General features: G+C 74.7%; 19 protein-coding genes, 1 tRNA gene and 1 pseudogene. 18 read left to right on the top strand and 3 right to left on the bottom strand.

The features are described 5' to 3' along the window. Position 1: 1 nt before the first annotated feature. The 8 genes and pseudogenes from E5225_RS18145 (at position 2) to E5225_RS13710 (ending at position 7,088) form a co-directional block, all read left to right on the top strand. Entirely contained in the window at positions 2 to 1,459 is a 1,458-nt protein-coding gene (locus tag E5225_RS18145; RefSeq protein WP_135973227.1) for a sensor histidine kinase, read from the top strand. Next, a complete protein-coding gene (locus E5225_RS13735; protein ID WP_135973228.1) occupies positions 1,452 to 2,111 on the top strand; it encodes a response regulator in 660 nt (219 codons plus the stop codon). Before E5225_RS18145 ends, E5225_RS13735 begins: the two co-directional genes overlap by 8 nt. 162 nt (positions 2,112 to 2,273) lie before the next feature. Further along, positions 2,274 to 3,209 carry an ABC transporter ATP-binding protein gene (locus E5225_RS13730; RefSeq protein ID WP_135973229.1) on the top strand — a complete coding sequence of 312 codons (936 nt, stop codon included), beginning with the start codon at positions 2,274 to 2,276 and terminating at the stop codon, positions 3,207 to 3,209. Continuing rightward, positions 3,206 to 4,327 (top strand): ABC transporter permease, encoded by a 1,122-nt coding sequence (locus tag E5225_RS13725; RefSeq protein ID WP_135973230.1) that lies wholly within the window; start codon positions 3,206 to 3,208, stop codon positions 4,325 to 4,327. Before E5225_RS13730 ends, E5225_RS13725 begins: the two co-directional genes overlap by 4 nt. A gap of 100 nt (positions 4,328 to 4,427) precedes the next feature. Continuing rightward, positions 4,428 to 4,910 (top strand): SRPBCC family protein, encoded by a 483-nt coding sequence (locus E5225_RS13720; RefSeq protein ID WP_135973231.1) that lies wholly within the window; start codon positions 4,428 to 4,430, stop codon positions 4,908 to 4,910. Between the two features lie 7 nt (positions 4,911 to 4,917). Next, a pseudogene (locus E5225_RS18285) lies at positions 4,918 to 5,383 on the top strand (ATP-binding cassette domain-containing protein); the annotation flags it as partial. Between the two features lie 65 nt (positions 5,384 to 5,448). Then, complete coding sequence (locus E5225_RS13715; protein WP_425267388.1) at positions 5,449 to 6,720, top strand: ABC-F family ATP-binding cassette domain-containing protein; 1,272 nt, start codon at positions 5,449 to 5,451, stop codon at positions 6,718 to 6,720. Then, the gene (locus E5225_RS13710; protein ID WP_135973233.1) at positions 6,717 to 7,088 is read left to right on the top strand and encodes an ArsR/SmtB family transcription factor; all 372 of its coding nucleotides are present in this window, start codon (positions 6,717 to 6,719) and stop codon (positions 7,086 to 7,088) included. Before E5225_RS13715 ends, E5225_RS13710 begins: the two co-directional genes overlap by 4 nt. A gap of 71 nt (positions 7,089 to 7,159) precedes the next feature. Here the strand turns inward: E5225_RS13710 and E5225_RS13705 are convergent, their stop codons facing one another. Both E5225_RS13705 and E5225_RS13700 read right to left on the bottom strand, forming a co-directional pair. Then, complete coding sequence (locus tag E5225_RS13705; RefSeq protein ID WP_135973234.1) at positions 7,160 to 7,678, bottom strand: MarR family winged helix-turn-helix transcriptional regulator; 519 nt, start codon at positions 7,676 to 7,678, stop codon at positions 7,160 to 7,162. Between the two features lie 47 nt (positions 7,679 to 7,725). After that, positions 7,726 to 8,352, bottom strand: coding sequence for a TetR/AcrR family transcriptional regulator (locus E5225_RS13700; protein ID WP_135973258.1), 627 nt, complete (start codon positions 8,350 to 8,352; stop codon positions 7,726 to 7,728). A gap of 75 nt (positions 8,353 to 8,427) precedes the next feature. On the opposite strand from E5225_RS13700, the gene E5225_RS13695 reads away from it, so the two are divergent. From E5225_RS13695 to E5225_RS13670, 6 genes are all read left to right on the top strand, one after another. Beyond that, positions 8,428 to 8,499, top strand: a tRNA-Gln gene (locus E5225_RS13695). 287 nt (positions 8,500 to 8,786) lie between these two features. Continuing rightward, positions 8,787 to 10,019, top strand: coding sequence for an ABC transporter substrate-binding protein (locus tag E5225_RS13690; protein WP_243738191.1), 1,233 nt, complete (start codon positions 8,787 to 8,789; stop codon positions 10,017 to 10,019). Further along, positions 10,019 to 10,993: a carbohydrate ABC transporter permease gene (locus E5225_RS13685; RefSeq protein ID WP_135973236.1), complete on the top strand. Its 975-nt coding sequence runs from the start codon at positions 10,019 to 10,021 to the stop codon at positions 10,991 to 10,993. Before E5225_RS13690 ends, E5225_RS13685 begins: the two co-directional genes overlap by 1 nt. Beyond that, positions 10,993 to 11,928, top strand: a complete 936-nt coding sequence (locus E5225_RS13680) for a carbohydrate ABC transporter permease (protein ID WP_135973237.1) — start codon at positions 10,993 to 10,995, stop codon at positions 11,926 to 11,928. Before E5225_RS13685 ends, E5225_RS13680 begins: the two co-directional genes overlap by 1 nt. Continuing rightward, a complete protein-coding gene (locus E5225_RS13675; RefSeq protein ID WP_208012524.1) occupies positions 11,925 to 14,534 on the top strand; it encodes a beta-galactosidase in 2,610 nt (869 codons plus the stop codon). The genes E5225_RS13680 and E5225_RS13675 overlap by 4 nt, the downstream gene beginning before the upstream one ends. Then, the gene (locus tag E5225_RS13670) at positions 14,525 to 15,763 is read left to right on the top strand and encodes an ROK family transcriptional regulator (protein WP_135973238.1); all 1,239 of its coding nucleotides are present in this window, start codon (positions 14,525 to 14,527) and stop codon (positions 15,761 to 15,763) included. The genes E5225_RS13675 and E5225_RS13670 overlap by 10 nt, the downstream gene beginning before the upstream one ends. A gap of 49 nt (positions 15,764 to 15,812) precedes the next feature. On the opposite strand, the gene E5225_RS13665 is transcribed toward E5225_RS13670, so the two are convergent. Continuing rightward, entirely contained in the window at positions 15,813 to 18,770 is a 2,958-nt protein-coding gene (locus E5225_RS13665; protein WP_166435943.1) for a glycoside hydrolase family 2 TIM barrel-domain containing protein, read from the bottom strand. Positions 18,771 to 19,178: 408 nt separating this feature from the next. On the opposite strand from E5225_RS13665, the gene glmU reads away from it, so the two are divergent. From glmU to pth, 4 genes are all read left to right on the top strand, one after another. Continuing rightward, positions 19,179 to 20,771 carry a bifunctional UDP-N-acetylglucosamine diphosphorylase/glucosamine-1-phosphate N-acetyltransferase GlmU gene (glmU, locus tag E5225_RS13660; protein ID WP_243738192.1) on the top strand — a complete coding sequence of 531 codons (1,593 nt, stop codon included), beginning with the start codon at positions 19,179 to 19,181 and terminating at the stop codon, positions 20,769 to 20,771. After that, positions 20,768 to 21,751, top strand: coding sequence for a ribose-phosphate diphosphokinase (locus E5225_RS13655; protein ID WP_135973240.1), 984 nt, complete (start codon positions 20,768 to 20,770; stop codon positions 21,749 to 21,751). The genes glmU and E5225_RS13655 overlap by 4 nt, the downstream gene beginning before the upstream one ends. A 307-nt stretch (positions 21,752 to 22,058) precedes the next feature. Further along, the gene (locus E5225_RS13650; RefSeq protein ID WP_135973241.1) at positions 22,059 to 22,679 is read left to right on the top strand and encodes a 50S ribosomal protein L25/general stress protein Ctc; all 621 of its coding nucleotides are present in this window, start codon (positions 22,059 to 22,061) and stop codon (positions 22,677 to 22,679) included. Positions 22,680 to 22,796: 117 nt separating this feature from the next. Further along, the gene (gene pth, locus E5225_RS13645; RefSeq protein ID WP_135973242.1) at positions 22,797 to 23,414 is read left to right on the top strand and encodes an aminoacyl-tRNA hydrolase; all 618 of its coding nucleotides are present in this window, start codon (positions 22,797 to 22,799) and stop codon (positions 23,412 to 23,414) included. Positions 23,415 to 23,450 lie beyond the last annotated feature (36 nt).

The raw sequence follows: 23,450 nt of genomic DNA, 5'->3' as shown, positions 1-23,450 counted from the left end.
CATGGTGCTCGTCCCCTCCGGCGCCGGTGCGCCGGCCGCGCTGACGCGCGTCGGCGCCGCGGGCGACCCGGACGTCACCGGCTGGAGCCGCCGGCAGCCCGGCCCGGACGGGCTGCGCTGGGACGTGCTGCTCGGCGTGCTGCTGTTCGTCGGTGCCGTCCTCAGCTCGGTGATGTGGCGCGTCACGGGCCTCATCCCGGACCCGGCGCCGGGCTGGCTGTCCGTGCTGCTGCTCGCGGCGCAGACGCTGCCGCTCACGGTGCGCCGGCGCTGGCCGAGCGCGGTCGCGGTGGTCACGGGCGCCGCGTTCATCGTCGCGCAGCTGCTGATGGTGCCCGAGCAGCTCGTCAGCAACATCGCGCTGTTCATGGCCCTGTACACGGTGGGCGCGTGGGAGCGGTCGCGCGCGCGGGCGTTCTGGGTGCGGGCCGGCGTGGTCACCGCGATGTTCACGTGGCTGCTGGTCTCGATCTTCCTGGCCGCGACCGACCCGGACGCGGACATCGGGCTGGAGCGCGCCGGCGCGTTCTCGCCGTTCGTCGCGTACATGCTCATCCAGTTGCTGACCAACGTCCTGTACTTCGCCGGCGCCTGGTGGTTCGGCGACCACGCGTGGGCGTCGGCGCGCGAGCGCGAGCGGACGGCGTGGCGGACCCGGCTGCTGCAGGCGGAGCGCGTGCGGGCCGAGGCGCAGGCCGTCGCGCTCGAGCGCCTGCGGATCGCGCGCGAGCTGCACGACGCGGTCGCGCACCACGTGTCGCTCATGGGCGTGCAGGCCGCCGCGGCCCGCACCGTGCTGGCGAGCGACCCCGCCCGGGCGGCGGCCGCGCTCGGGCACGTCGAGGAGTCCGCACGCGAGGCCGTGGTGGAGCTCCAGGGCCTGCTGGGCACGCTGCGCGAGGGCGCGACGGCCGAGGTCGGCGACCCGGTGGAGCCGGCCCCGCCGGGCGAGGCGCTCGCGTCGCTCGACGTGGCGCGGCTCCCGCAGCTGGTCGAGTCGGCGCGCGCGGCGGGCCTGGAGGTGACGTACCAGGAGGTCGGCGACCCCCAGCGGCTCTCGCCCCTGGCGTCCCTGAACCTCTACCGGATCGCGCAGGAGGCGCTGACGAACGCGCGCAAGCACGCTGGGCCGTCCGCGCGCGCGGACGTGCGCCTGCGCTGGCTGGGCGGGACGGTCGAGCTCGAGGTGTCGGACGACGGCGGCACCGGGCGCCGGGCCGGCGTGGTGCCGTCGACCGGCATGGGGCTCGTGGGCATGCGGGAGCGGGTGGCCTCCGACGGCGGGACGCTCGAGGCGGGCCGGCTGCGCCGGGGCGGGTTCCTGGTCCGCGCGCGGGTGCCCGTGGCGGGTGCCAGGGACAGGTCGGTGGCCGCGGTCGCCGCGGACGGCGGCGCGGGCCCGGGCAGGACGGCCACCGCGGCGGCGTCGACGAGGGGACGGGAGACGGGCGATGGGTGAGCGCGTGCGGGTCGTGCTCGTGGACGACCAGGCGCTGCTGCGCGCGGGCATCGGGACGATCCTGTCCGCCCACCCCGACCTGGAGGTGGTCGGCGAGGCGAGCACGGGCGCCGAGGCCGTGCGGGTGGTCCGCCAGACCCGCCCGGACGTCGTCTGCATGGACGTGCAGATGCCGGACATGGACGGGCTGGAGGCCACGCGGCGCATCACCGCGGACCCGGAGGTGCAGGCGGCCGTCGTCGTGCTCACGACGTTCAACCGCGAGGACTACCTGCTGGAGGCGCTGCGGGCCGGCGCCGTGGGCTACCTGCTCAAGACGTCCCGCCCCGAGCAGCTGCACGAGGCCGTCCTCAGCGCGGCCGCCGGCGAGGGCCTGCTGGCGCCCGAGGTGACGCGCGCCGTCATCGCCCGCGCCGTGGACGCCCGCCCGACGCCCACGTCGACCGCCGCGCCGCTCGTCCCGCTCACCGAGCGGGAGGCCGAGGTGCTCGTCCTCGTGGCACGCGGGCTGAACAACGACGAGATCGCCGCGGAGCTGGTCGTCAGCCGGGCCACCGTCAAGACGCACGTGTCGAACGTGCTCGCCAAGCTCGGGCTGCGGGACCGCGTGCAGGCGGTCGTGTACGCGCACGAGCACGGCCTCACGGGCTGACCTGCGGCGTCGGCCGGCAGCCGCCGTCCGCGCGGCGCCGCCCTCCGTCCGCAGGACGAGGCGCAGGATCGGCCGCCCGCCCGAGGCGCCGGCACCTCCCTCCCGCCTAGCGTCGTCCCCAGGACGTCCGGCAGCCGCCGGGCCAGCGAGGAGGAGGAGACGATGCTCGAGCTCCAGGGCGTCAGCAGGTCCTTCGGGGACCGGCGCGTGCTCGATGACGTGAGCTTCACGGTCGGCCGCGGCCGGCTCACGGGGTTCGTCGGCGGCAACGGCGCCGGCAAGACGACGACGATGCGGATCATCCTCGGCGTGCTCTCGGCGCACGCGGGGTCCGTCACGCTGGACGGCCGGCCGCTCGACGGCGCGAGCCGCGCCCGCTTCGGCTACATGCCGGAGGAGCGGGGCCTGTACCCCAAGATGAAGCTCGCCGAGCAGCTCACCTACCTGGCGCGGCTGCACGGGTTCGACAAGGGTGCCGCGAGCACCCGTGCGCACGACCTGATCGACCGGCTCGGCCTGACCGAGCGCGCCGACGACCCGGTCGAGAACCTCTCGCTCGGCAACCAGCAGCGCGCGCAGATCGCGGCGGCCCTGGTCCACGACCCCGAGGTGCTCGTGCTCGACGAGCCGTTCTCGGGTCTCGACCCGATGGCGGTCGAGGTCGTGCAGGGCGTGCTCGCGGAGCGGGCGGCGCGCGGCGTGCCGGTGCTGTTCTCGTCCCACCAGCTCGACGTCGTGGAGCGGCTGTGCGACGACCTCGTCATCATCGCCGGCGGTCGCATCCGCGCCGCCGGCTCGCGCGAGGAGCTGCGGCGGGCGCACGCCAACGAGCGGCACGAGATCGTCGTCGCCGGCGACATGGGGTGGCTGCGCGACGAGCCCGGCGTGCGGGTCGACGAGCTGGCCGCGGGCTCCGCCGTCTTCGAGGCCGACGCCGCGACGGCGCAGCGCGTGCTCACGGCCGCGCTGGCCCGTGGGCCGGTGGAGTCCTTCACGCCGCTGCGGCCCTCCCTGGCGGAGATCTTCCGCGAGGTCATCACGGACGAGGTGCCGGCCGACGACGCCGGCCGCACGCAGGAGCTGGAGGCAGCCCGATGAGCACCACCACGTCGCACCCCGCGCCGCAGGCGCCGTCGCTCGGCCGCGCCAGCCTGCTGGTCGCCGAGCGGGAGATCACCTCCCAGGTCCGCTCGAAGTCGTTCATCATCTCGACCGCGGTCCTGCTGGGCGCGATCCTCGTCGGCATCGTGATCAGCGCGCTCATCGGCCAGCGCGAGCCGAGCGACACGCCCGTGGCGGTCGTCTCGTCCGTGGCCGGCAGCGTCGACGGCGCAGCCGGCCTGGAGGTGCACGACGTCGCCGACCGCGCCGCCGCGGAGGAGCTGGTCCGCTCGGGCGAGGTCGAGGCGGCGTTGGTGCCGGGCGGCGAGCCGCTCGGGGTGGCCGTCCTCGCGCTCGAGGACGCGCCGTCGGACGTCGTGCAGGCCCTCACGGTGTCGCCGGAGGTCGAGCTGCTCGAGCCGGCGCCGGCCGACGGTGACCTGCGCTACCTCATCACGTTCGCGTTCGGCCTGGTCTTCATGACCTCGGTGATCGGCGCGGGCTCGATGATCGCCCAGAACACGGTGACGGAGAAGCAGTCCCGGATCGTCGAGATCCTGCTGTCGGCGGTGCCGGCGCGTGCGCTGCTCGCGGGCAAGATCCTCGGCAACTCGGTGCTCGCGCTCGGGCAGACCGCCGCCATCGCCGCGGTCGCCGTCCTGGGTCTCGTGGTCACCGGGCAGGACGAGGTGCTGACGCTCATCGGCATGCCGGTCGCGTGGTTCGTGGTCTTCTTCGCGATCGGGTTCGTGCTGCTGGCAGCGATCTTCGCGGCCAGCGCGTCCCTGGTGTCCCGCGTGGAGGACACGGGCTCGGTCCTGCAGCCGGCGATCTGGCTGACGATGGTCCCGTACTTCCTCGTCATCTTCTTCAACGACAACGACCTCGTGCTGCGGATCATGTCGTTCGTGCCCTTCACCGCGCCGGTCGGCATGCCCGTGCGGCTGTTCCTCAACGAGGCGGAGTGGTGGGAGCCGCTCGTGGCGCTGCTGGTGCTGGTCGTCTCGGCGCTCGCGGTGACGGCGGTCGCGGCGCGCATCTACGAGCGGTCGGTGCTGCGCATGGGCGGCCGCGTCTCGGTGCGCGAGGCGCTCGCGCGGTCGGCCGACGACTGAGGGGTTGACCGTCCCGCGGGGCTGGACCAATACTTAAGCGAACGCCTAAGTATTGGTCCGGCGCCGCGGCGTGCCGGACCCCCACCCGAGGAGGACCGCCATGACGAGCACCGCGCCCACCACCCCCGCCACCCGCAGCACCGCCCACTCGACGTTCGTCGTCGAGCGCACGTTCGACGCCTCCGTCGAGCGCGTCTGGCGCGCGTTCGCCGACCCCACCGAGAAGCACGCCTGGTTCGGCACGAGCGACGACTGGACGACGTCCGAGGACACCGACGACTTCCGCGTCGGCGGCACCGCGGTCAGCGAGGGGGAGTTCCACGGCGGGCCGGTCAGCCGCTACGTCGCCACCTACACCGACGTCGTCGAGCCCGAGCGGTTCGTCCTGACCTACGACATGTGGCTCGACGGCGCGCACATCTCGACGTCCGTGGCCACGTACGAGCTCACGGCCGACGGCGACGGCACGCACCTGCGCTACACCGAGCAGGGCGTGCACCTCGACGGACCAGACTCCGCCGAGGGGCGCGAGGAGGGGACGCGGGGCATCTTCGACGTCCTGGCGGTGCACCTGGGAGAATGAGGCCACCATGCCTCACCTGCTCGGCGCGGACCGCGTCCACCTCACCCTCGGCACTCGCACCCTCCTGGACGGCGTCAGCCTCGGCGTCGACGACGGCCAGCGCATCGGCGTCGTCGGCCCCAACGGCGCCGGCAAGTCCACGCTCCTGCGCGTGCTGTCCGGCCGCCAGGAGCCGGACGACGGACGCGTCACACGGGCCGGCGGCACGCGCGTCGCGCTGCTGGACCAGCGCGACGACCTCGGCTCCGGCACCGTCCTGGACGCGGTGCACGGGTCCGCCGACCCGCACGAGTGGGCGTCCGACGCGCGCATCCGTGCCGTGCACACCGGCCTGCTCGCCGACGTCGACCTCGAGGCGGACCTCTCCACGCTCTCCGGCGGGCAGCGCCGCCGCGTCGCGCTCGCGGCGCTGCTCGTGCGCGACGACGAGGTGCTCGTGCTCGACGAGCCGACGAACCACCTCGACGTCGAGGGCGTCGCGTGGCTCGCCGGATACCTCAGCGAGCGGTACGCCGGCAGCTCGGGCGCGCTCGTCGTCGTGACGCACGACCGCTGGTTCCTCGACGCCGTGTGCACCCGCACGTGGGAGGTGCACGACGGCGTCGTCGACCAGTACGAGGGCGGGTACGCCGCGTACGTGCTGGCCCGCGCGGAGCGCGCGCAGCAGGCCGCGACGGTCGAGACGAAGCGGCAGAACCTGCTGCGCAAGGAGCTCGCGTGGCTGCGCCGGGGGGCGCCCGCGCGCACGTCCAAGCCGCGGTTCCGGCTCGACGCCGCCGCCGCCCTGATCGCCGACGAGCCGCCGCCCCGCGACTCGCTCGAGCTCGCCCGCACGGCCACGGCCCGGCTCGGCAAGGACGTGCTCGACCTCGAGGACGTGACGTTCACGCTGCCCGACGGGCGCGTGCTGCTCGACGACGTCACCTGGCGGCTCGGCCCGGGGGACCGGTACGGCGTCGTCGGCGTCAACGGCTCGGGCAAGTCGACGCTGCTCCGCCTGCTGACGGGCCGCGAGCGGCCGACGTCCGGCCGCGTGCGGCGCGGCAAGACCGTGAAGATCGCCGAGCTGCGCCAGGACGTCGAGGACCTCGACGAGGTCGCCGACCTGCGCGTCACCGAGGCCGTCGAGCGCGAGAAGCGCACCATGGTGATCGGCGGCAAGGAGGTCACCGCGAGCCAGCTCGTCGAGCGGCTCGGGTTCACGCGCGACCGCGCCCGCACCCCCGTGCGCGACCTGTCCGGGGGCGAGCGCCGGCGCCTGCAGCTGCTGCGCCTGCTCGTCGGTGAGCCGAACGTGCTGCTGCTCGACGAGCCGACCAACGACCTCGACACCGACACGCTCGCCGCCGTCGAGGACCTGCTGGACGGCTGGCCCGGCACGCTCATCGTCGTCTCGCACGACCGCTACCTGCTCGAGCGCGTGTGCGACCGGCAGGTGGCGCTGCTCGGCGACGGGCACCTGCGCGACCTGCCCGGCGGCGTCGAGCAGTACCTGGAGCTGCGGGCGGCCGCGCTCGCCGGGGCGGGCGGTCCCGCGCCGGTCGGCGCCGTGGCGGGTGCCGCGACGGCCGCCGCGGCATCGGCAGGTCCGTCGGCCGCGGACGCGCGCGCGGCGCGCAAGGAGGCCACCCGGATCGAGCGGCGCCTCGACCGGATCGCCGCGCTCGAGGCCGCGCTGCACGACCGCATGGCCGCGCAGGCCACCGACCACGCGGCCGTGCTCGCGCTGGACACCGAGCTGCGCGCCCTGGCGGCGGAGCGCGAGGAGCTGGAGGCGGCGTGGCTGGAGGCCGCCGAGGTCTCGGGGTGAGCACCGACCCGGTTGCGGGCCCCTCCGCTGCCGGCGCGCCGGCGGGTGCGGCCGGCGACCTCGACCGGGTCTTCCAGGCCCTGTCCGACGGCACGCGACGCGCGCTGGTCGAGCGGCTCGCGCAGGGGCCGGCGTCGGTGAGCACGCTGGCCGACCCGCTGCCGATGTCGCTGCCCGCGGTCACGCAGCACCTCGGCGTGCTGGAGCAGGCGGGCATCGTGACGTCGCACAAGCTCGGGCGCGTGCGCACCTACCAGCTCGTGCCCGACGCGGTCCGCCCGGCGCTGCGCTGGCTGGACCGGCACCGGCTGCCCGCCGAGCAGCGCCTCGACCGGCTCGCGGCGCTCGTCGAGCCGTCCCGGGACTGAGCCGTCAGGCCGGGCGCGTCGCCCGGGTCACGCGTGCCGCCCGGGTCACGCGTGCCGCCCGGGTCCCGGCGTCACGACTCGTCGAAGAGCGTGAGCACGTCCCGCAGCAGCGCCGCCAACCGGTCGCGGTCCGCCTCGGGCAGGTCGCCGAGCAGGCCCCGCTCGACGTCGAGCAGGTCGGCGAACGCCTCGTCGACGCGGCGCAGCCCGGCCGCCGTGAGCTCCACGAGCACGCCCCGGCGGTCGTCCGGCGACGGCCGGCGCTCCACGAGGCCCTGCTCGGCGAGCCGGTCGATGCGGTTGGTCATGGTCCCGCTCGTCACGAGGGTCTGCGTCAGCAGCGCGCCGGGGGAGAGCCGGTACGGCGCACCGGCGCGGCGCAGCGCCGCGAGCACGTCGAACTCCCACGTCTCGAGGCCGTGCCGCGCGAACGCGCCGCGGCGGGCCAGGTCGAGGTGGCGTGCGAGGCGACTGACGCGGGACAGCACCGTCAGGGGTCGTACGTCCAGGTCGGGCCGCTCCCGCTCCCACGCGAGCACGATGCGGTCGACCTCGTCCTGGCGGGTGCGGCCGGCGTGGGTCTCGGCCATGGTCGCAGGGTAGTCGCCGTCGGCCGCGCCGCCGGCAGGCGACGCGGTCAGGACGGCCCGGCGGTGCGCGCGGGCTCGCCGTCCTTCGTCAGCTGCGGACGCCGCTCGAGCCCCGACAGGCCGTTCCAGGCGAGATTCACCAGGTGCGCGGCCACCTCGGCCTTCTGCGGGCTGCGCGCGTCGAGCCACCACTGCCCCGTCAGCGCGACCATGCCCACGAGCATCTGCGCGTAGATGGGGGCCGTGCGCCGGTCGAGGCCCTGCTTGGTGAACTGGTCCGCGAGCAGGTGCTCGACCTGCGACGCGACGTCCCCGATGAGGCTCGAGAACGTGCCCGTCGCCTGCGCGACCGGCGAGTCGCGGACCAGGATGCGGAAGCCCGCCTCGGACGTCTCGATGTAGGACAGCAGCGCGAGCGTGGTCCGCTCGACCAGCGCCTTCGCGTGCCCCCCGCCCTCGAGCGCCTCCGTCAGCGCACCCGTGAGCGCCTGGATCTCGCGGTCCACGACGACGGCGTACACGCCCTCCTTGCCGCCGAAGTGCTCGTACACGACCGGCTTGGAGACGTCGGCACGTGCGGCGATCTCCTCCACGCTCGTGTTGTCGAAGCCCTTCTCGGCGAACAGCGTGCGCGACACGTCGAGCAGCTGGGCGCGTCGCTGCGTCCCGGTCATGCGCGAGCGCGGCGTGCGCTTGGAGTCGGCCACGCGGCCATTGTGCCGTGCGGGGCTGGCAGACTGGGCGGCCGGTCCGCCCTGGTGTAACGGCAGCATGCAGGCCTTTGGAGCCTTGCGGTCCAGGTTCGAATCCTGGGGGCGGAGCCCGGCCCGCCGCGTCGGCGAGGGCGGTCGGGCGCCCGACCGCCCGCTGCGTCCCGGCGGCGCGCCTCCGTCGCCCTCCGTCGCGCGGGGCTCGCCGTGCGTGCGGTCATCCGCCCCGGTACTGGTCAAGCCATTTCTCTAATGGTTAGATTTACCGGCACGACTACTCGACGGGTCGCGCGGACGACGACGTCCGCCCCCGTCCTGACCGCAGAGAGGCGGACAGCATGAGGACCACGAGGTCACGTGTGGCGCGGACCGGAACGGCAGCACTCGCAGCACTGGGGATGCTCACGCTGGCAGCGTGCGGGGGCGGCGACGACGCCGCCTCGGGCGACGGCCCGGTGACCCTGACGATGACCGTCTGGGGCGGGGACGTCGACAAGAAGTCGTACCAGGAGCGCGTCGACCTGTTCGAGGCGTCGCAGGACGAGGTCACGATCGACCTCCAGCTGATCCCCGGCGACCAGTACGAGCAGAAGGTCCAGACCATGATCGCCGGTGGCGACGGGCCGGACATCCTCCAGGTCGCCGAGGGCGTGAACGTCTACTCCTCGAAGAACCAGATCATCCCGCTCGACGACCTCGCGGCCGACGCCGGCCTGGACCTGGAGGAGCGGTTCGGCCCCGTCGGCGGCCTCTACTCCTACGAGGACAGCGTGTACGCGGTCCCCGACCGTTCCGGCGCGATGATCGTCTACTACAACAAGGACATGTTCGACGCCGCGGGCGTCGAGTACCCGGCCGCCGACTGGACGTGGCAGGACGCGCAGGCGGCGATGGAGAAGCTGACGGTCCCCGGTCAGCAGTGGGGCTACGCGGGCGCCGGCTGGTGGGCGCAGTGGTGGTCGTTCGCGTACCAGAACGGCGGCCAGATCATCGACGACGCCGGGCAGCCGGCGGCGAACTCGCCCGAGGTCGTCGAGGCCCTGCAGTGGGCCAACGACCTCACGCACGTGCACCACGTCGCGCCCACCGCCGCCGAGTACGCGGACATGGGCCCCGACATGGGCGGCGACCCGGCGTTCGCCGCGCAGAAGGTCGCGATGAACACGACCGGCTTCTGGGCCATCAACTCGCTGCTCGAGGCCGACTTCAACTGGGACATCGCGCCGATGTGGCAGGGCCCCGAGCAGGCCGTGTCCGCCTTCGGCTCCGGCCTGGCGATCTCCCGTGACAGCGAGCACGCCGAGCAGGCGTTCGAGGCCATCGACTTCCTCACGGACGCGGAGGCGCAGGCCGTCATCATCAAGAACGCGCAGGACGTCCCCGCGAACCTCGAGGTCCAGCAGTCCGAGGCGTTCCTCACGCCCGAGTGGGCCACGCGCGAGGTGAACATGGCGGCGTTCGGCGAGTCCTCGGACTTCGTCTTCACGTCCCCGCTCATCCCCGAGTGGAACGAGATGCAGGCCGCGTTCACCGACAACCTCGAGACGTTCTGGAACGAGGGCGGCGACGCGAAGACCCAGCTGGACATGGTCCAGAAGAAGCTCGAGACCGTCATCGAGCCGGCGAGCTGATGACCGCCGACCTCGGCGGGGCCCTCGGCGCGGTGCGGGCGAGCAGCCCGCGCCGCGCCGGGGGGCGCGGCGCGCCTCGTCAGAAGCTCAGCCGGCGGCGCAAGGCCGAGGCGCGCTGGTTCTGGTTGTTCATCTCCCCGTGGCTCATCGGGTTCGTCGGGTTCCTGCTCGGGCCGATGGTGGCGTCCGTCTACATCTCGCTCACCGAGTGGGACTCGTTCACGCCGGCCGAGTTCGTCGGGCTGGAGAACTACACGACGGCGCTGTCCGACGACCCGATCTTCTGGAAGGCGCTCCGCAACACCTTCTTCTACGCGCTGGTGTCGGTCCCGGTGGGTCTCGCGATCGGGGTGTGGCTCGCGAACCTGCTCAACAAGAAGGTCCGCGGCCGCAAGCTCTTCCGCACCATGATCTACCTGCCCACGCTGGTGCCGCTGGTGGCGACCGCGATGGTGTTCAAGATGGTCCTGGCGCCGTCGGGGCCCCTCAACGACCTGCTCGGCGTGGTCGGCATCCACGGGCCGGACTGGCTGCTCGACCCCACCTGGGTGAAGCCGGCGCTGGTCGTGCTGTCCGCGTGGGGCGCCGGCGGTGCCACCGTGCTGCTGCTGTCCGCGATGAACGGCGTCCCCAAGGAGTTCTACGAGGCCGCGGAGATCGACGGCGCCGGGCCGGTGCGCCAGTTCTGGTCCATCACGTTCCCGCAGATCACGCCGATCATCTTCTTCAACCTCATCATGGGCCTGATCGGCGCGTTCCAGATCTTCTCGCAGGTGTACATCCTCACCTCCGGCGGGCCCGACAACGCGAGCATGATGATGGTGCCCCTGCTCTTCCGCGAGGCCTTCAGCTTCTACCACTTCGGCTACGCGTCGGCGATCGCCTGGCTGCTGTTCCTCGTCATCATCGCGTTCACGATCGTCGCGTTCCGCACGTCCAAGAGCTGGGTCTTCTACGAGACGGAGGTGCGGTGATGACCGTCGCCACCCCGGTGTCGCCCATGGCGGCGCCCCCGCTGACCACCGACGGGTCCCGGCGCGACCACACCCCGGCCCGGACGTTGAAGGCCTTCAAGGCCTCGCCCGCGACCTACGCGGTACTGCTGCTGGTCTCTGCCGTGTTCTTCGTGCCGTTCGTGCTCATGGTCTCGATCGCGCTCGCCAGCGACCAGACGAGCGCGACCAACATGTTCACCATCGTCCCGGGCGAGTGGGAGTGGTCGAACTTCACGCAGGTGTTCACCGCGACGGGGCTGCCCGTGGGCCGGTTCGTCGTCAACTCCGTCGTCATCGCGACGCTGTCCGCCGTCGGCCAGGTGCTCTCGTCCTCGCTCGTCGGCTACGCCTTCGCGCGCCTGCGCGCGCCGGGCAAGAACGTCATGTTCATGGTCGTGCTGGCCACGATGATGATCCCCGCGCAGATCACGATGATCCCGCAGTTCCTGCTGTTCAAGGAGCTCGGCTGGGTCAACACGTTCCTGCCGCTGATCATCCCGAACTTCTTCTCCAACGCGTTCAACGTCTTCCTGGTGCGCCAGTTCGTGTCCCGCGTCTCCGGTGAGCTCGACGAGGCCGCGCAGGTCGACGGGCTCGGCTACTTCGGGATCTACCGCCGGATCATCCTGCCGATGATGTGGCCGATCCTCACGGCCATCGCAATCTTCACGCTCACCGCGGCGTGGGGCGACTTCATGGGCCCCCTCATCTACCTCAACCAGGAGGACATGATGCCCCTGGCCCTCGGCCTGCAGTACATGACCTCCACGAGCAACGCCATGCAGCTGCCGCCGTGGAACCTCGTCATGGTCGGCTCGATCCTCCTGACGGCGCCGATGATCGCCATCTACTACGCCGGGCAGAAGTACCTGTACGAGATGAACGTCTCCGGCGGAAGCGCGGGTGTGAAGTGACCGCACACCAGACGGCGCCCGTCGCGCTGCGCACGTCCGGGCTCGTCATCGACGGCCGCGAGCAGGTGCTGGCCTGCGCCTCCCTGTTCTACTTCCGCATCCCGTGGGAGGAGTGGGCCGCACGGCTCGCGCAGGTGCGGGCCACCGGGTACGAGCTCGTGGACGTGTACGTGCCGTGGAACTTCCACGAGCTCGCACCGGGGGAGTGGGACTTCACGGGCCGGCGCGACCTCGGGCGGTTCCTCGACCTCGCCCACGCCGCCGGGCTGGGCGTCGTCGCCCGCCCCGGGCCCTACATCTGCTCCGAGTGGGACGGCGGCGCGCTGCCCGCGTGGCTGCCCCTCGAACCCGGGCTGGCGCTGCGTCAGGCCGAGCCCCGGTACCTCGCCCACGTGGAGCGCTGGTTCGACCGCGTGCTGCCGCTGCTCGCGCAGCGGCAGCACGGCCGCGGCGGGTCCGTCGTCGCGGTGCAGCTGGAGAACGAGCTGGACTTCTTCGACACCGCCGACCGCGGCGCGTACGTGGGTGCGCTGCGGGACATGGCGCTGCGGCACGGGATCGAGGTCCCGCTCGTCGCGTGCGCCGGTCAGGGCGACCTCGAGGGGGCGACCGGCGGGGTGCCGGGCGTCACGCCCGCGTTCAACTTCTACCCCGACGACCGCTCGCCGTTCCTCGAGCCGGAGGTGCGCCGCTACGCGGACCTGCTGGCCGCACGGGGCGAGCCGCTGCTCGTCACCGAGACCAACCGCCGCCACGTCACGCTGCGCCGCCTGCTGGTCAGCGGTGCGCGCGTGCTGGCCCCGTACCTGCAGGCATCGGGGTACGACTTCGGGTTCACGCCGTCCGTCGGGAACTGGGGCGACCCCGGCGGCTTCATGACGCACGACTACGACTTCGGCGGGTTCCTGTCGCCGACCGGCGCGCCGCGACCCGAGACGGTCGAGGCGCGGGTCCTGACCGCCGTGGCGCGCACGCTCGGGCCGCGGCTCGCGCGCGGCGTCCCCGAGGCGGCCGACGGGGCGTACGCGACGCAGGCGCCGACGAGCAGCTCGCCGTCGCGGGTCGCGCTCGACGGCGGCGGCACGCTTCTCGGCGTGCCGAACCTGGGCGACGAGCCGGCGGACGTCGAGCTCGCCGCCGCCGGCGGCGTCCCCGCCGTCACGCTCACCGTCTCCGCGCACGCGTGCGCGCTCGTCGTGCGGGACCTGCCGCTCGACGGGTTCGGGGGGCGTGGCACGCTCACGCTCGCGACCGGCGACCTCGTCGGCGCCGGACCGCACGGCGTCGAGCTGGCGGCGACCGTGCCCGGCGTGGTGGCGTTCGCCGCCCCGGCGGGCACGCCGACGCTCGTCCGCCTCGACGCGCCGGCCCCCGGGGTGCCCGTGCGCGCGGTGGTGCGCGCGGACGGTGAGCAGTGGGACGTCGTCGTGCGCCACCCGCAGGACGTGCCCGGGCCGGACGGCGCGGTCGACCCGCCGGCCGCGCAGGACGCCGCGGGCGACCCGGCGGCCGTGCGGACCGCGCGCCGCCTCGACCTGCCGACGCGCACCCACGCGACCCGCGCGCACCGCACCGCACCGGCCTCCGAGGAGATCGGGGTGCACCGCGGGCGCGTGCACTACGCCGCCGACGTCACGGGCGCGGCCGAGCTGCTGCTCGAGGGCGCCGGCGACGTCGTCGACCTCGCGCTCGACGGGCGCGCGCTGGCGACGGTCGCCCGGTTCGGCGCGAGCGTCGTCGTGCCCGTCGGCGGGGCGCGGGCGCTGACCGCGACCGTCGAGACGTGGGGGCACCCCAACTTCGACGACGTGCGGCTGCCCGGCCTGCGGATGGGCTCGCTGCGCGGCCTGGGCCGCGTGTGGTCGGTGCTGGGCCGCGAGGACGTGCACGCGCTGTGGACCGTCGACGCGGGCGCGCAGTGGGCCGGCCGGCCGGCGCCCGTGCGACCGCTCGGCGGGTGGAGCAGCACGCGCGTCGGGGCACCCGTGACGTACCGGCGGGACCTCGACGTCGACGGGGTGCACGACCACGCGCTGCACCTGCCGGGCCTCGCCGCCCCCGTCACGGTCACGGTGGACGGCGTCGAGTGCCTGGTCACGCCGCAGGACCCGTGGCTGCACCTCGCCCCGGGCGCGGGCGCCGAGGTGGCGCTGACGGCCCCGCACGTGCCGGGCACGCTCGGCGGGGCGGTGCTGCTGCGGCTGGCGCCGGTCGAGGGCTGGCAGGTCGAGCCGCAGACCGACCGGGAGCTCGTGGCCCTGGCCGGCCGCGACGCACCGGCCGCACCGGTCGACCTGCCCCTGCGCCCGGCGCCCGGCGAGGAGGTCTGGCTCGAGGTGGACCTGCCCGCCGGTGGCTGCTCGGTGCGGTTCTCGGGCACGCACGTGCGCGTCGCTGCGTACGCCCACGGTGAGCTGCTCGGCCGGGTGTGGCTCGAGGACGCCGCGCGCCCGCGGTTCACCGGGGGCGACCCGGGGCGGGTCTGGCTGCCGGCCGCGTGGAACTCTGGGACCATCCGGCTGATGGTCCGCGGGACCGTCGGCGCGGCGGAGCCGGAGCTCGCCGCGGTGCTCGTGCAGCCGACCGGGGAGAGTGCATGGCCGTGAGGAAGCGCTCGTCGCGCGACATCCGCAGCGAGTCGCGCCTCGACGTGCTCCACGCGCTGCTCGCCCAGGGCGGCGCCACGCGCAACCAGCTCGCCCGCGGCACCGGGCTCAGCCTCGCCACCGTCGCCACGGTCGTCTCCGAGCTGCTCGCGGAGGGCCTCGTCGCCGAGACGGGGTCGTCCACGAGCGGCGTCGGCCGCCCCACCACGACCCTGGCGATCCGCGGCGAGCGCGGCATCCTCGCGGGCGTCGACGTCGCCGAGACGTACGTCTCGACGCACGTCTTCGACGCGGCGCTGACCGAGCTCGCGTGCACCGACGTCCCGCTCGACGAGCGCGTGGAGTCGGCCGACCACGTCGTCGAGGGGCTCGTGCGCTCCCTCGACGAGGCGCTCGAGGCGGCCGGCCGGGCGCGGTCCGAGCTCCTCGGCGTGGGCGTGGCGCTGCCCGGGCTGGTGCAGGGCCGCGCCGGCACGATGTCGGTGGTCGTGCCGGCCTGGCACTGGCGGGGCGTCGGCGTCCTGGACCTGCTGCGCCGCCGGCTCGACGTCCCGATCGTCGTGGAGAACCCGCTCAAGGCCATCGCCACGGCCGAGCTGTGGCTCGGCGAGGGACGCCGCGTCGCCAGCATGGTCACGGTGAACCTCGGCACCGGCGTGGGGGTCGGCATCGTGCTCGACGGGACCGTGCTGCGCGGGGCGACCAACTCCGCCGGGGAGTGGGGGCACTCCCTGCTCGTCCACGAGGGCCGCGCCTGCCGGTGCGGCCGGCGCGGCTGCGTCGAGGCGTACGTCGGCGCGCCGGGCATCCAGCAGACGCTGCGGGAGATCGCGCCCGACCACCCGCTCACCGGCACGCAGCTGCAGCGCGACTTCATCGGGGCGCTCGGGGCGGCGCTCGCCGCGCCGGACCCCGACCCCGCGGTCGTGCGCACGCTCGAGCGCACCGCGACCTACCTCGGCGCGGCGATCGCCGACCTCGTCGCGATCATCAACCCCGAGCGCGTCATGCTGACCGGGTGGACCGCCTGGGCGCTGGGGGACCGTCTGCTCCCGGGCACGCACGCGGAGGTCCGCGCGCAGGCGCCGCGCGGCACCACCGCCGACCTCACGGTCGGCATCTCGACGGTCCGGGGCAACTCCGCCGCGATCGGCATGGCGACGCTCGCCCTCGAGCGGTTCCTGGGGGACGCCGGGCTCCTCACGACGCGGTCGCCCCTCGCCCTCTGAGCTGCCCGGCCGGCGCCCTCCCCTCCCAGGGCGCCGACCGGGAGCTTCCTCAGGCGCGCAGGCGCACCTGCAGCGTCGCCGGCGCGGGGCGCGCCGCCGCGTCCGCCTGGACGCCCGGCCCGCACGCCGCCGACCCGAGCCCGTGCTGCACCGCGTCCAGGTGCAGCCACAGCGCGCCGTCGGGGACGAGCTCGTGCGGGTGCCGGGCCTCGGCCAGCGCGCGGTCCGACCACGGACGGGCGGTGAGCTCCAGGCCCGGCACGGTGCGGTGCGCGACGCGGACCTCGCCCGCGGTGAGCGTCAGCGGGCCGTCGGCGAGGCCGAGCACGGCGCGCGTGACGCCCCGACGGGCGCCGTTCTCCTGCGGGTGCGTGTAACGGGTCTGCAGCTCGTCGACGGTGTGCTGCCACCGGCCCGCGAGCGCGGCGAGGTGCGAGTCGGCGTAGGACTCCCCGGGGCCCAGTCCCGTCCAGTCGACGCGCACGCCGCCCGCGTGGGGCTGCTCGAGCGCGAGGAGCCAGCCGAGCCGGGCCACCGTCCCGGGCCAGCGCCCCTCGGGCGTGAGCTCCACGACGAGGTCGGCGGTGCGCTCGTCGACGGTGCGCCACGTCGTGCGCACGCGCAGGCCGCAGTCGGTCGCCGCGCCCGCGACCCGGGAGGTGACGACGACCGCACCGTCCTCGGCGCGCACGTCGTCGACGCGCTCGTGCAGGCGTCCCAGCCCCGCGCGCTCCCACGCCTCGCCGTCGCCCACCGCGTCGTACCAGGACCGGATCCGGTCGTTGTCGGTCGGCGCGCGCCACGCGTCGGCGCGCGCGAGGCGCACGGCGGCGCCGCCGACGCGGACGGGGCGGCCGGTGGCGTCGAGCTCGACCGGTCCGACCCGCCAGCCGCCCGCGGTCGGCACGGCCTTCCCGGTGGCGCGCGGCGGCGGCACGGGGGCGCGCACGAGCACCTGGCCGGCGCCGAGGCCGAGGTGGGCGGGGAACCCAGGGTCGTCGCCGCGCGGCACGGCGCGCAGCACCCACCACGCGGCGGCGGTCGGGTCGAGGTCGGCCAGCAGGGCGTCGAGGCGGTCGCCGAGCACGTCGTCGGCCCGGACCTCGCGGCGCTCGCCGGGGGCGAGGACGTCGTCGAGCTCGCCCTCGGCCAGGACGGCCCCGTCGGCGACGAGCGTCCACACCAGCCGCGCGTGCGCGGTCGACGTGAACGCGTACCGGTTGCGGAGCTCGAGCGTGCGCGGTGCCTGCGTGGCGCGCACCCGCACGGGGGCGTACGCGGCGGCGAGCTCGACCAGCCCGGGGGACGGCGTGCGGTCGGGCAGCAGCAGCCCGTCGGCGATGAACGTGCCGTCGTGCAGCTCCTCGCCGAAGTCGCCGCCGTAGCCGAAGTAGGGCTCGCCGTCGGCCGTCCGGGTGGCGATGCCGTGGTCGAACCACTCCCAGACGAACCCGCCCGCCAGCCGGGCGTGCTCGTCGACGAGGTCGAGGTACTCGGTGAGACCGCCGGGTCCGTTGCCCATGGCGTGCGCGTACTCGCACAGGACGAACGGCATGACGCGCCGCCGCGCGTCGAGCGTCGCGTCGGGCAGCGGGGCCTCCTCACCGCGGGCGATCAGCGCCGTCTCCTCGCTCGTGGGGTACATGCGCGAGTACACGTCGACGTGCTCGCTCGACCAGTCGCCCTCGTAGTGCAGCGGGCGGCTCGCGTCCAGGGCGCGGACGGCCGCGGCCATCGCGCCGACGTTGCACCCGGCCCCGGCCTCGTTGCCCAGGGACCACATGACGACGCTGGGGTGGTGGGCGTCGCGGCGGACCATGCGGGTGACGCGGTCGACGAGCAGGGGCTCCCACGCCGGGTCGTCGGTGGGGTTGCCGCGCCAGCCGAGCGGCTCGAAGCCGTGCGTCTCGAGGTCGTTCTCGTCGACGACGTACAGGCCGTGCTCGTCGCAGAGGTCGAGGAAGTGCGGGTGCGGGGGGTAGTGGCTGGTCCGCACGGCGTTGACGTGGTGGCGCTTCATGTCGAGCACGTCGGCGAGCATGGTCGCGCGGGTGACGGCCCGGCCGCGGGTCGGCTCGAACTCGTGCCGGTTGACGCCGCGCAGCTTCAGGGGCGCACCGTTGAGCGTGAGCACGCCGCCGACGACCTCGACCGTGCGGAAACCGGCGCGCAGCGTGACCGTCTCGGCCGCGGTGCGCACGAGCACGTCGTACAGGCGGGGCGACTCGGCGCTCCACGGCTCGACGCGTGCGCGGACCTCCTCGCCGGCACGGGTGCGCAGGCCGAGCTCGGGCACCTCGACGACCGCGTCGGGCCGTGCCGGTTCCACCGCGACGCGCAGCACGCCCTCGCCGGTGGCGTGGTCGTACGCGGCGTGCAGCGTGACGTGCTCGACCCCGCCCGCCGGCCGGTGCAGCAGCGTGACGTCGCGGAAGATCCCCGACAGCCACCACTGGTCCTGGTCCTCCAGGTAGGTGTGCGCCGACCACTGCGTGACGCGCACGGCGAGCAGGTTCGGACCCTCGCCGAGCGCGTCGGTGACGTCGACCTCGGTCGGCAGCCGGGACCCGTGGGACTGCGCGAGCACGCGACCGTTGACGGCGACCTCGAACCAGGAGTCGACGCCCTCGAACCGCAGGACGACGCGGCCGTCGTCGCGCCACCCGGCAGGCACGGTGAACGCACGGCGGTACTCGCCCGTGGGGTTGTCGCGCGGCACCCGGGGCGGGTCGACGGGGACAGGGAAGAGCACGTTCGTGTACGCGGGGCGGCCGTGGGGCCACGCGTCGGGTGCGCCGGCGAGCTGCCAGTGGCCGGGCACGGGGACGCTGCCCCAGCCGTCCCCGGGGTCGGCCGGGTCGACGCCGGTGTCGGCGGTGGGGAAGAGGCGGAAGCGCCAGTCGCCGTCCAGCGCCACCGCGGCGGCGTCCGTGCCGGGGACGGCGGAGCGGGGTGCGCGCACGCCGGTGGGCGGCAGCAGGGACTCGTGCGCGGGATGGGGCGTCATGGGCGTCCTCGTCGACGTGCGAACGTCCCCGGCGGTCCTCGGCGGGGACGCTGACGGTATTTCCATCGACCATCAGAATAATCGACGCGGCGTGAGCATGGACACACGCCGGCCGCGGACGGCGCGGTCCGGCCGTCGCGGACCGGACGCCGCGTGCGAGGACCGTGCAGGCGGGCGCCGCCTGGCGAGCGCCCGAGGGCGCGGTACGGGGAGGGCGCGCGGTCGCGAGCGCGCCGCGGCGCGGTGCCCGCGGCCGCGTCGGCGGCGGAACGGGCCCCCGGCGCGGCGGTAGAGTCCACTGACGCACGACTACCCGGCCCGTCCCCGGGCACGACGCGAGGAGCACCACTGGTGGACGTCCCCCGCCCAGCCGCCGTCATCGTCCTTGCAGCGGGTGAGGGCACACGGATGCGTTCGGCAACGCCCAAGGTCCTGCACACGCTCGGTGGGCGCTCGATGCTCGGGCACGCGCTCGCCACGGCCCGGGCCCTGGAGCCCGAGCGCGTCGCGGTCGTCGTCCGCCACGAGCGCGAGCGCGTCGCCGCGCACGTCCTCGAGGTCGACCCGGGCGCGCTGCTCGTGGACCAGGACGACGTGCCCGGCACCGGCCGCGCGGTCCAGGTCGCGATGACGGCCCTCGACGGTGCCGCCCAGGCCGCCGCCGCGCAGGGCGAGCACGACCGCGCCGCCGACGGCGCCGCGGCCGACTCCGTGCTCGACGGCGCGGTCGTCGTCGTGGCCGGCGACGTGCCGCTGCTGGACGCGGGCACGCTCACCGAGCTGCTCGCCGCCCACGCCGCCGACGCGAACGCCGTCACGGTGCTCACCACCGACGTCGCCGAGCCCACGGGGTACGGGCGCATCCTGCGCGAGCCCGGCACGGGCGACGTCCTCGGCATCGTCGAGGAGAAGGACGCCGACGACGAGCAGCGGGCCATCACCGAGATCAACACGTCGGTGTACGTGTTCGACGCCCGCGTGCTGCGGGCCGCGCTCGCGCGCCTCGGCCGCGACAACGCGCAGGGCGAGGTCTACCTGACCGACGTCCTCGCGATCGCCCGCGCCGACGGCGGCCACGTGCGCGCGCTGCGCACCGACGACGCCCTGAGCGTCGAGGGCGTCAACGACCGCGTGCAGCTCGCGGTGCTGCGCGCCGAGCTCAACCGCCGGCTGCTGGACGACTGGATGCGCGCCGGCGTCACGGTCGTCGACCCCGCCACCACCTGGGTCGACGTGGACGTCGAGCTCGCGCGCGACGTCACGCTGCTGCAGAACACGCAGCTGCACGGTGCGACGACGGTGGGCGAGGGCGCCACGGTCGGGCCCGACACGACCCTCACGGACGTGGAGATCGGCCCGGGCGCCACGGTCGTGCGGACCCACGGGTCGCTCGCGGTGATCCGTGAGGGCGCGACCGTCGGCCCGTTCGCCTACCTGCGGCCCGGCACCGACCTCGGCGCCGGCGGCAAGATCGGCACGTTCGTCGAGACGAAGAACGCGCAGATCGGCACGGGGTCGAAGATCCCGCACCTGTCCTACGTCGGCGACGCCACGATCGGCGAGTACTCGAACATCGGGGCGGCGTCCGTCACCGTCAACTACGACGGCGTGAGCAAGCACCGCACCGTCATCGGGTCGCACGCCCGCACCGGCTCGGACAACATGTTCGTCGCGCCGGTCGTCGTCGGCGACGGGGCGTACACGGGCGCCGGCACGGTCGTGCGGCGCGACGTCCCCCCGGGCGCCCTGGCGGTCAGCGCCGGCTCGCAGCGCAACATCGAGGGCTGGGTCGTGCGCTCGCGCGGCGGGACGCCCGCCGCCGAGGCCGCCGCCCGCGCCCGCGGGACGCAGGACATCGGCGGGCTCTCCCCGCAGGCCCGCGCCGAGCGCGAGCGCGCGGCCGCCGCCGGCGAGCGGGTCGCGCCGCTGCCCGAGCTGCCCGGGCAGCCCCAGCGGCTCGCCGAGGGCGCCACCACGACGGACGAGGGAACGACGCGATGACCGGCATCACCTCCAAGGACAGCGAGAAGCGCCTGGTTCTCGTGTCGGGGCGCGCGCACCCGGAGCTCGCGCAGGACGTCGCCGAGCACCTCGGCGTCGACCTGCTGCCGACCACGGCGTACGACTTCGCCAACGGCGAGATCTACGTGCGGTTCGGGGAGTCCGTGCGCGGTGCGGACGCCTTCGTCCTGCAGTCGCACTGCTCGCCGATCAACCAGTGGATCATGGAGCAGCTGCTCATGGTCGACGCCCTCAAGCGCGCGTCGGCCAAGACGATCACGGTCGTCGCGCCGTTCTACGGGTACGCCCGCCAGGACAAGAAGCACCGCGGCCGCGAGCCGATCTCCGCGCGCCTCATGGCTGACATCTTCCGCACCGCGGGCGCCGACCGGCTGATGAGCGTCGACCTGCACGCGGCGCAGACCCAGGGCTTCTTCGACGGACCGGTCGACCACCTGTGGGCGCAGCCGATCCTCGTCGAGTACGTCCGCACGCGCGTCGACACGTCGAACGTCACGGTGGTCTCGCCCGACGCCGGCCGCATCCGCGTGGCCGAGCAGTGGGCCGCCAAGCTCGGCGGTGGCCCGCTCGCGTTCGTGCACAAGACGCGCGACGTGCGCAGCCCGAACAAGGCGGTCGCCAACCGTGTCGTCGGCGACGTCGAGGGCCGGTCGTGCGTGATCGTCGACGACCTCATCGACACGGCCGGCACGATCGCCGGCGCCGTGCGCGTGGTCCTCGAGGCCGGCGCCAAGGACGTCATCGTCGCGGCGACCCACGGCGTGCTGTCGGACCCCGCGATCGACCGCCTCCAGTCGTGCGGCGCCCGCGAGGTCATCATCACGGACACGCTGCCGATCGCCGAGGAGCGGCGGTTCCCGCTGCTCACGGTGCTCTCGATCGCGCCGCTGCTCGCGCGCGCGATCCGCGAGGTGTTCGACGACGGGTCCGTGACCTCCCTCTTCGACGGCAACGCCTGACCGTCGCGCGCCGTGCACCGCCCGGACGCGGGCGGTGTGCGGCGCACCCGCCCGGGGCCGGGTAGGATGGCGCAGTTGCCTCGGCGAGGGACGACGGACGGTCGGACGGGACGCACCACCCCGGCTCGGCCCCCGGCTCCGTGATCGACTGGGTGGACGCCTCCGCGTGCGCCCGTCCTGCGTCCCGCGTCGAGGCCACCGGGCCCCGTGCCCGAGCGCGGCCGGTCCCGCCGGCCCCGTGTCCGCCGCATCCCGCGCGCCCGCCCTCCCCGGCGTGGTGCGCCACGTCACGTACCGAGGAGTCCCTGTGTCCGACGTCAAGCTCGCCGCCACCGCCCGCACCGAGTTCGGCAAGGGCGCCGCACGCCGCCTGCGCCGCGCGCGCCAGGTCCCGGCCGTCCTCTACGGGCACGGGACGCAGCCGATGCACGTGGCCCTCCCGGGCCACGAGACGATGCTCGCGCTCAAGCACACCAACGCCCTGTTCGAGATCGACCTCGACGGCGACACGACGCTCGCCATCGTCAAGGACGTCCAGCGCGACGTCGTCCGCCAGGTCATCGAGCACGTCGACCTGCTCATCGTCCGCCGCGGCGAGATGGTCTCCGTCGACGTCCCGGTCGTCGTGACCGGTGAGTCGGCGCCCGGCACGATCCACGTCGTCGAGACGCAGACGCTGTCGCTCGAGGCCGACGCCACCAAGCTGCCGTCGTCCGTCGAGATCTCGATCGAGGGTCTCGCCGCCGGTGCGGCCGTCACGGCCGGCGACGTGATCCTGCCCGAGGGCTCGACCCTCATGAGCGACGCCGAGCAGGTCATCGTCGTCGTCTCGGAGCCGCAGGTCACGGCCGACGACATCGCCGCCGACGCGGCCGTCGCCGACCTGGCCGCCGAGCAGTCCGCGGCCTCCGGGGCGGCGAACGCCTGAGCCTGCCCGCCGTCCGCGCGACGCCCGGTACCGTCCGACGGTGCCGGGCGTCGGCGCGTCCGGACCTGACGCGTCCCACCCCGACCGCCCCCGCACGACGCCCCCACGGAGGACCTCATGAGCGACGGCCCCTGGCTCGTCGTCGGTCTCGGCAACCCCGGTGACCGGTACGCCGGCAACCGCCACAACGTCGGGCAGATGGTGCTCGACGAGCTCGCCGCGCGCGCGGGTGCGTCGTTCGGCGCGCGCGTCGGCTCGCTCGGCCGCCGCCCGCAGGCCACCGCCGTCGAGGTCCGGATGGGCACGCGCCCGGGCGGCGTGCCCGGCCCGCGCGTCCTGCTCGCGAAGCCGACGACGTACATGAACGAGTCGGGCGGCCCCGTGGCCGGCCTGGCCCGGTACCTCGACGTGCCGCCCGAGCGGGTCGTGATGGTCCACGACGAGCTCGACATCCCGTTCGCGGACGTGCGCCTGAAGAAGGGCGGCGGCGAGGGCGGGCACAACGGCCTGCGCGACACCACCAAGGCGCTCGGCACCAAGGACTACGTGCGCGTGCGCGTCGGCGTCGGCCGGCCGCCGGGCCGCATGGACCCCGCCGACTACGTGCTGCGCGACTTCGGCGCCGCCGAGCGCAAGGAGCTGCCCTGGCTCGTCGACCGGGCCGCGGACGCGGTCGAGGCGGTCGTGCTCGAGGGGCTCGAGGCGGCGCAGCAGCGGTTCCACACGAAGGCCTGAGCGCGCCCGCCGCCGGGCGTCGCCACGGTCTGTTCA

The organism is Cellulomonas shaoxiangyii, assembly GCF_004798685.1.
Lineage (GTDB): Bacteria > Actinomycetota > Actinomycetes > Actinomycetales > Cellulomonadaceae > Cellulomonas > Cellulomonas shaoxiangyii.
This window is presented reverse-complemented; position numbering and strand designations above follow the sequence as displayed.

Coding starts and splice junctions, on each gene's coding strand:
- E5225_RS13720 (WP_135973231.1), top strand. CDS start 4,428: ATGACGAGCACCGCGCCCACCACCCCCGCCACCCGCAGCACCGCCCAC.
- pth (WP_135973242.1), top strand. CDS start 22,797: ATGAGCGACGGCCCCTGGCTCGTCGTCGGTCTCGGCAACCCCGGTGAC.
- E5225_RS13705 (WP_135973234.1), bottom strand. CDS start 7,678: ATGGCCGAGACCCACGCCGGCCGCACCCGCCAGGACGAGGTCGACCGC.
- E5225_RS13690 (WP_243738191.1), top strand. CDS start 8,787: ATGCTCACGCTGGCAGCGTGCGGGGGCGGCGACGACGCCGCCTCGGGC.
- E5225_RS13670 (WP_135973238.1), top strand. CDS start 14,525: ATGGCCGTGAGGAAGCGCTCGTCGCGCGACATCCGCAGCGAGTCGCGC.
- E5225_RS13685 (WP_135973236.1), top strand. CDS start 10,019: ATGACCGCCGACCTCGGCGGGGCCCTCGGCGCGGTGCGGGCGAGCAGC.
- E5225_RS13735 (WP_135973228.1), top strand. CDS start 1,452: ATGGGTGAGCGCGTGCGGGTCGTGCTCGTGGACGACCAGGCGCTGCTG.
- E5225_RS13655 (WP_135973240.1), top strand. CDS start 20,768: ATGACCGGCATCACCTCCAAGGACAGCGAGAAGCGCCTGGTTCTCGTG.
- E5225_RS13665 (WP_166435943.1), bottom strand. CDS start 18,770: ATGACGCCCCATCCCGCGCACGAGTCCCTGCTGCCGCCCACCGGCGTG.
- E5225_RS18145 (WP_135973227.1), top strand. CDS start 2: ATGGTGCTCGTCCCCTCCGGCGCCGGTGCGCCGGCCGCGCTGACGCGC.
- E5225_RS13725 (WP_135973230.1), top strand. CDS start 3,206: ATGAGCACCACCACGTCGCACCCCGCGCCGCAGGCGCCGTCGCTCGGC.
- E5225_RS13700 (WP_135973258.1), bottom strand. CDS start 8,352: ATGACCGGGACGCAGCGACGCGCCCAGCTGCTCGACGTGTCGCGCACG.
- E5225_RS13730 (WP_135973229.1), top strand. CDS start 2,274: ATGCTCGAGCTCCAGGGCGTCAGCAGGTCCTTCGGGGACCGGCGCGTG.
- E5225_RS13680 (WP_135973237.1), top strand. CDS start 10,993: ATGACCGTCGCCACCCCGGTGTCGCCCATGGCGGCGCCCCCGCTGACC.
- glmU (WP_243738192.1), top strand. CDS start 19,179: ATGCGTTCGGCAACGCCCAAGGTCCTGCACACGCTCGGTGGGCGCTCG.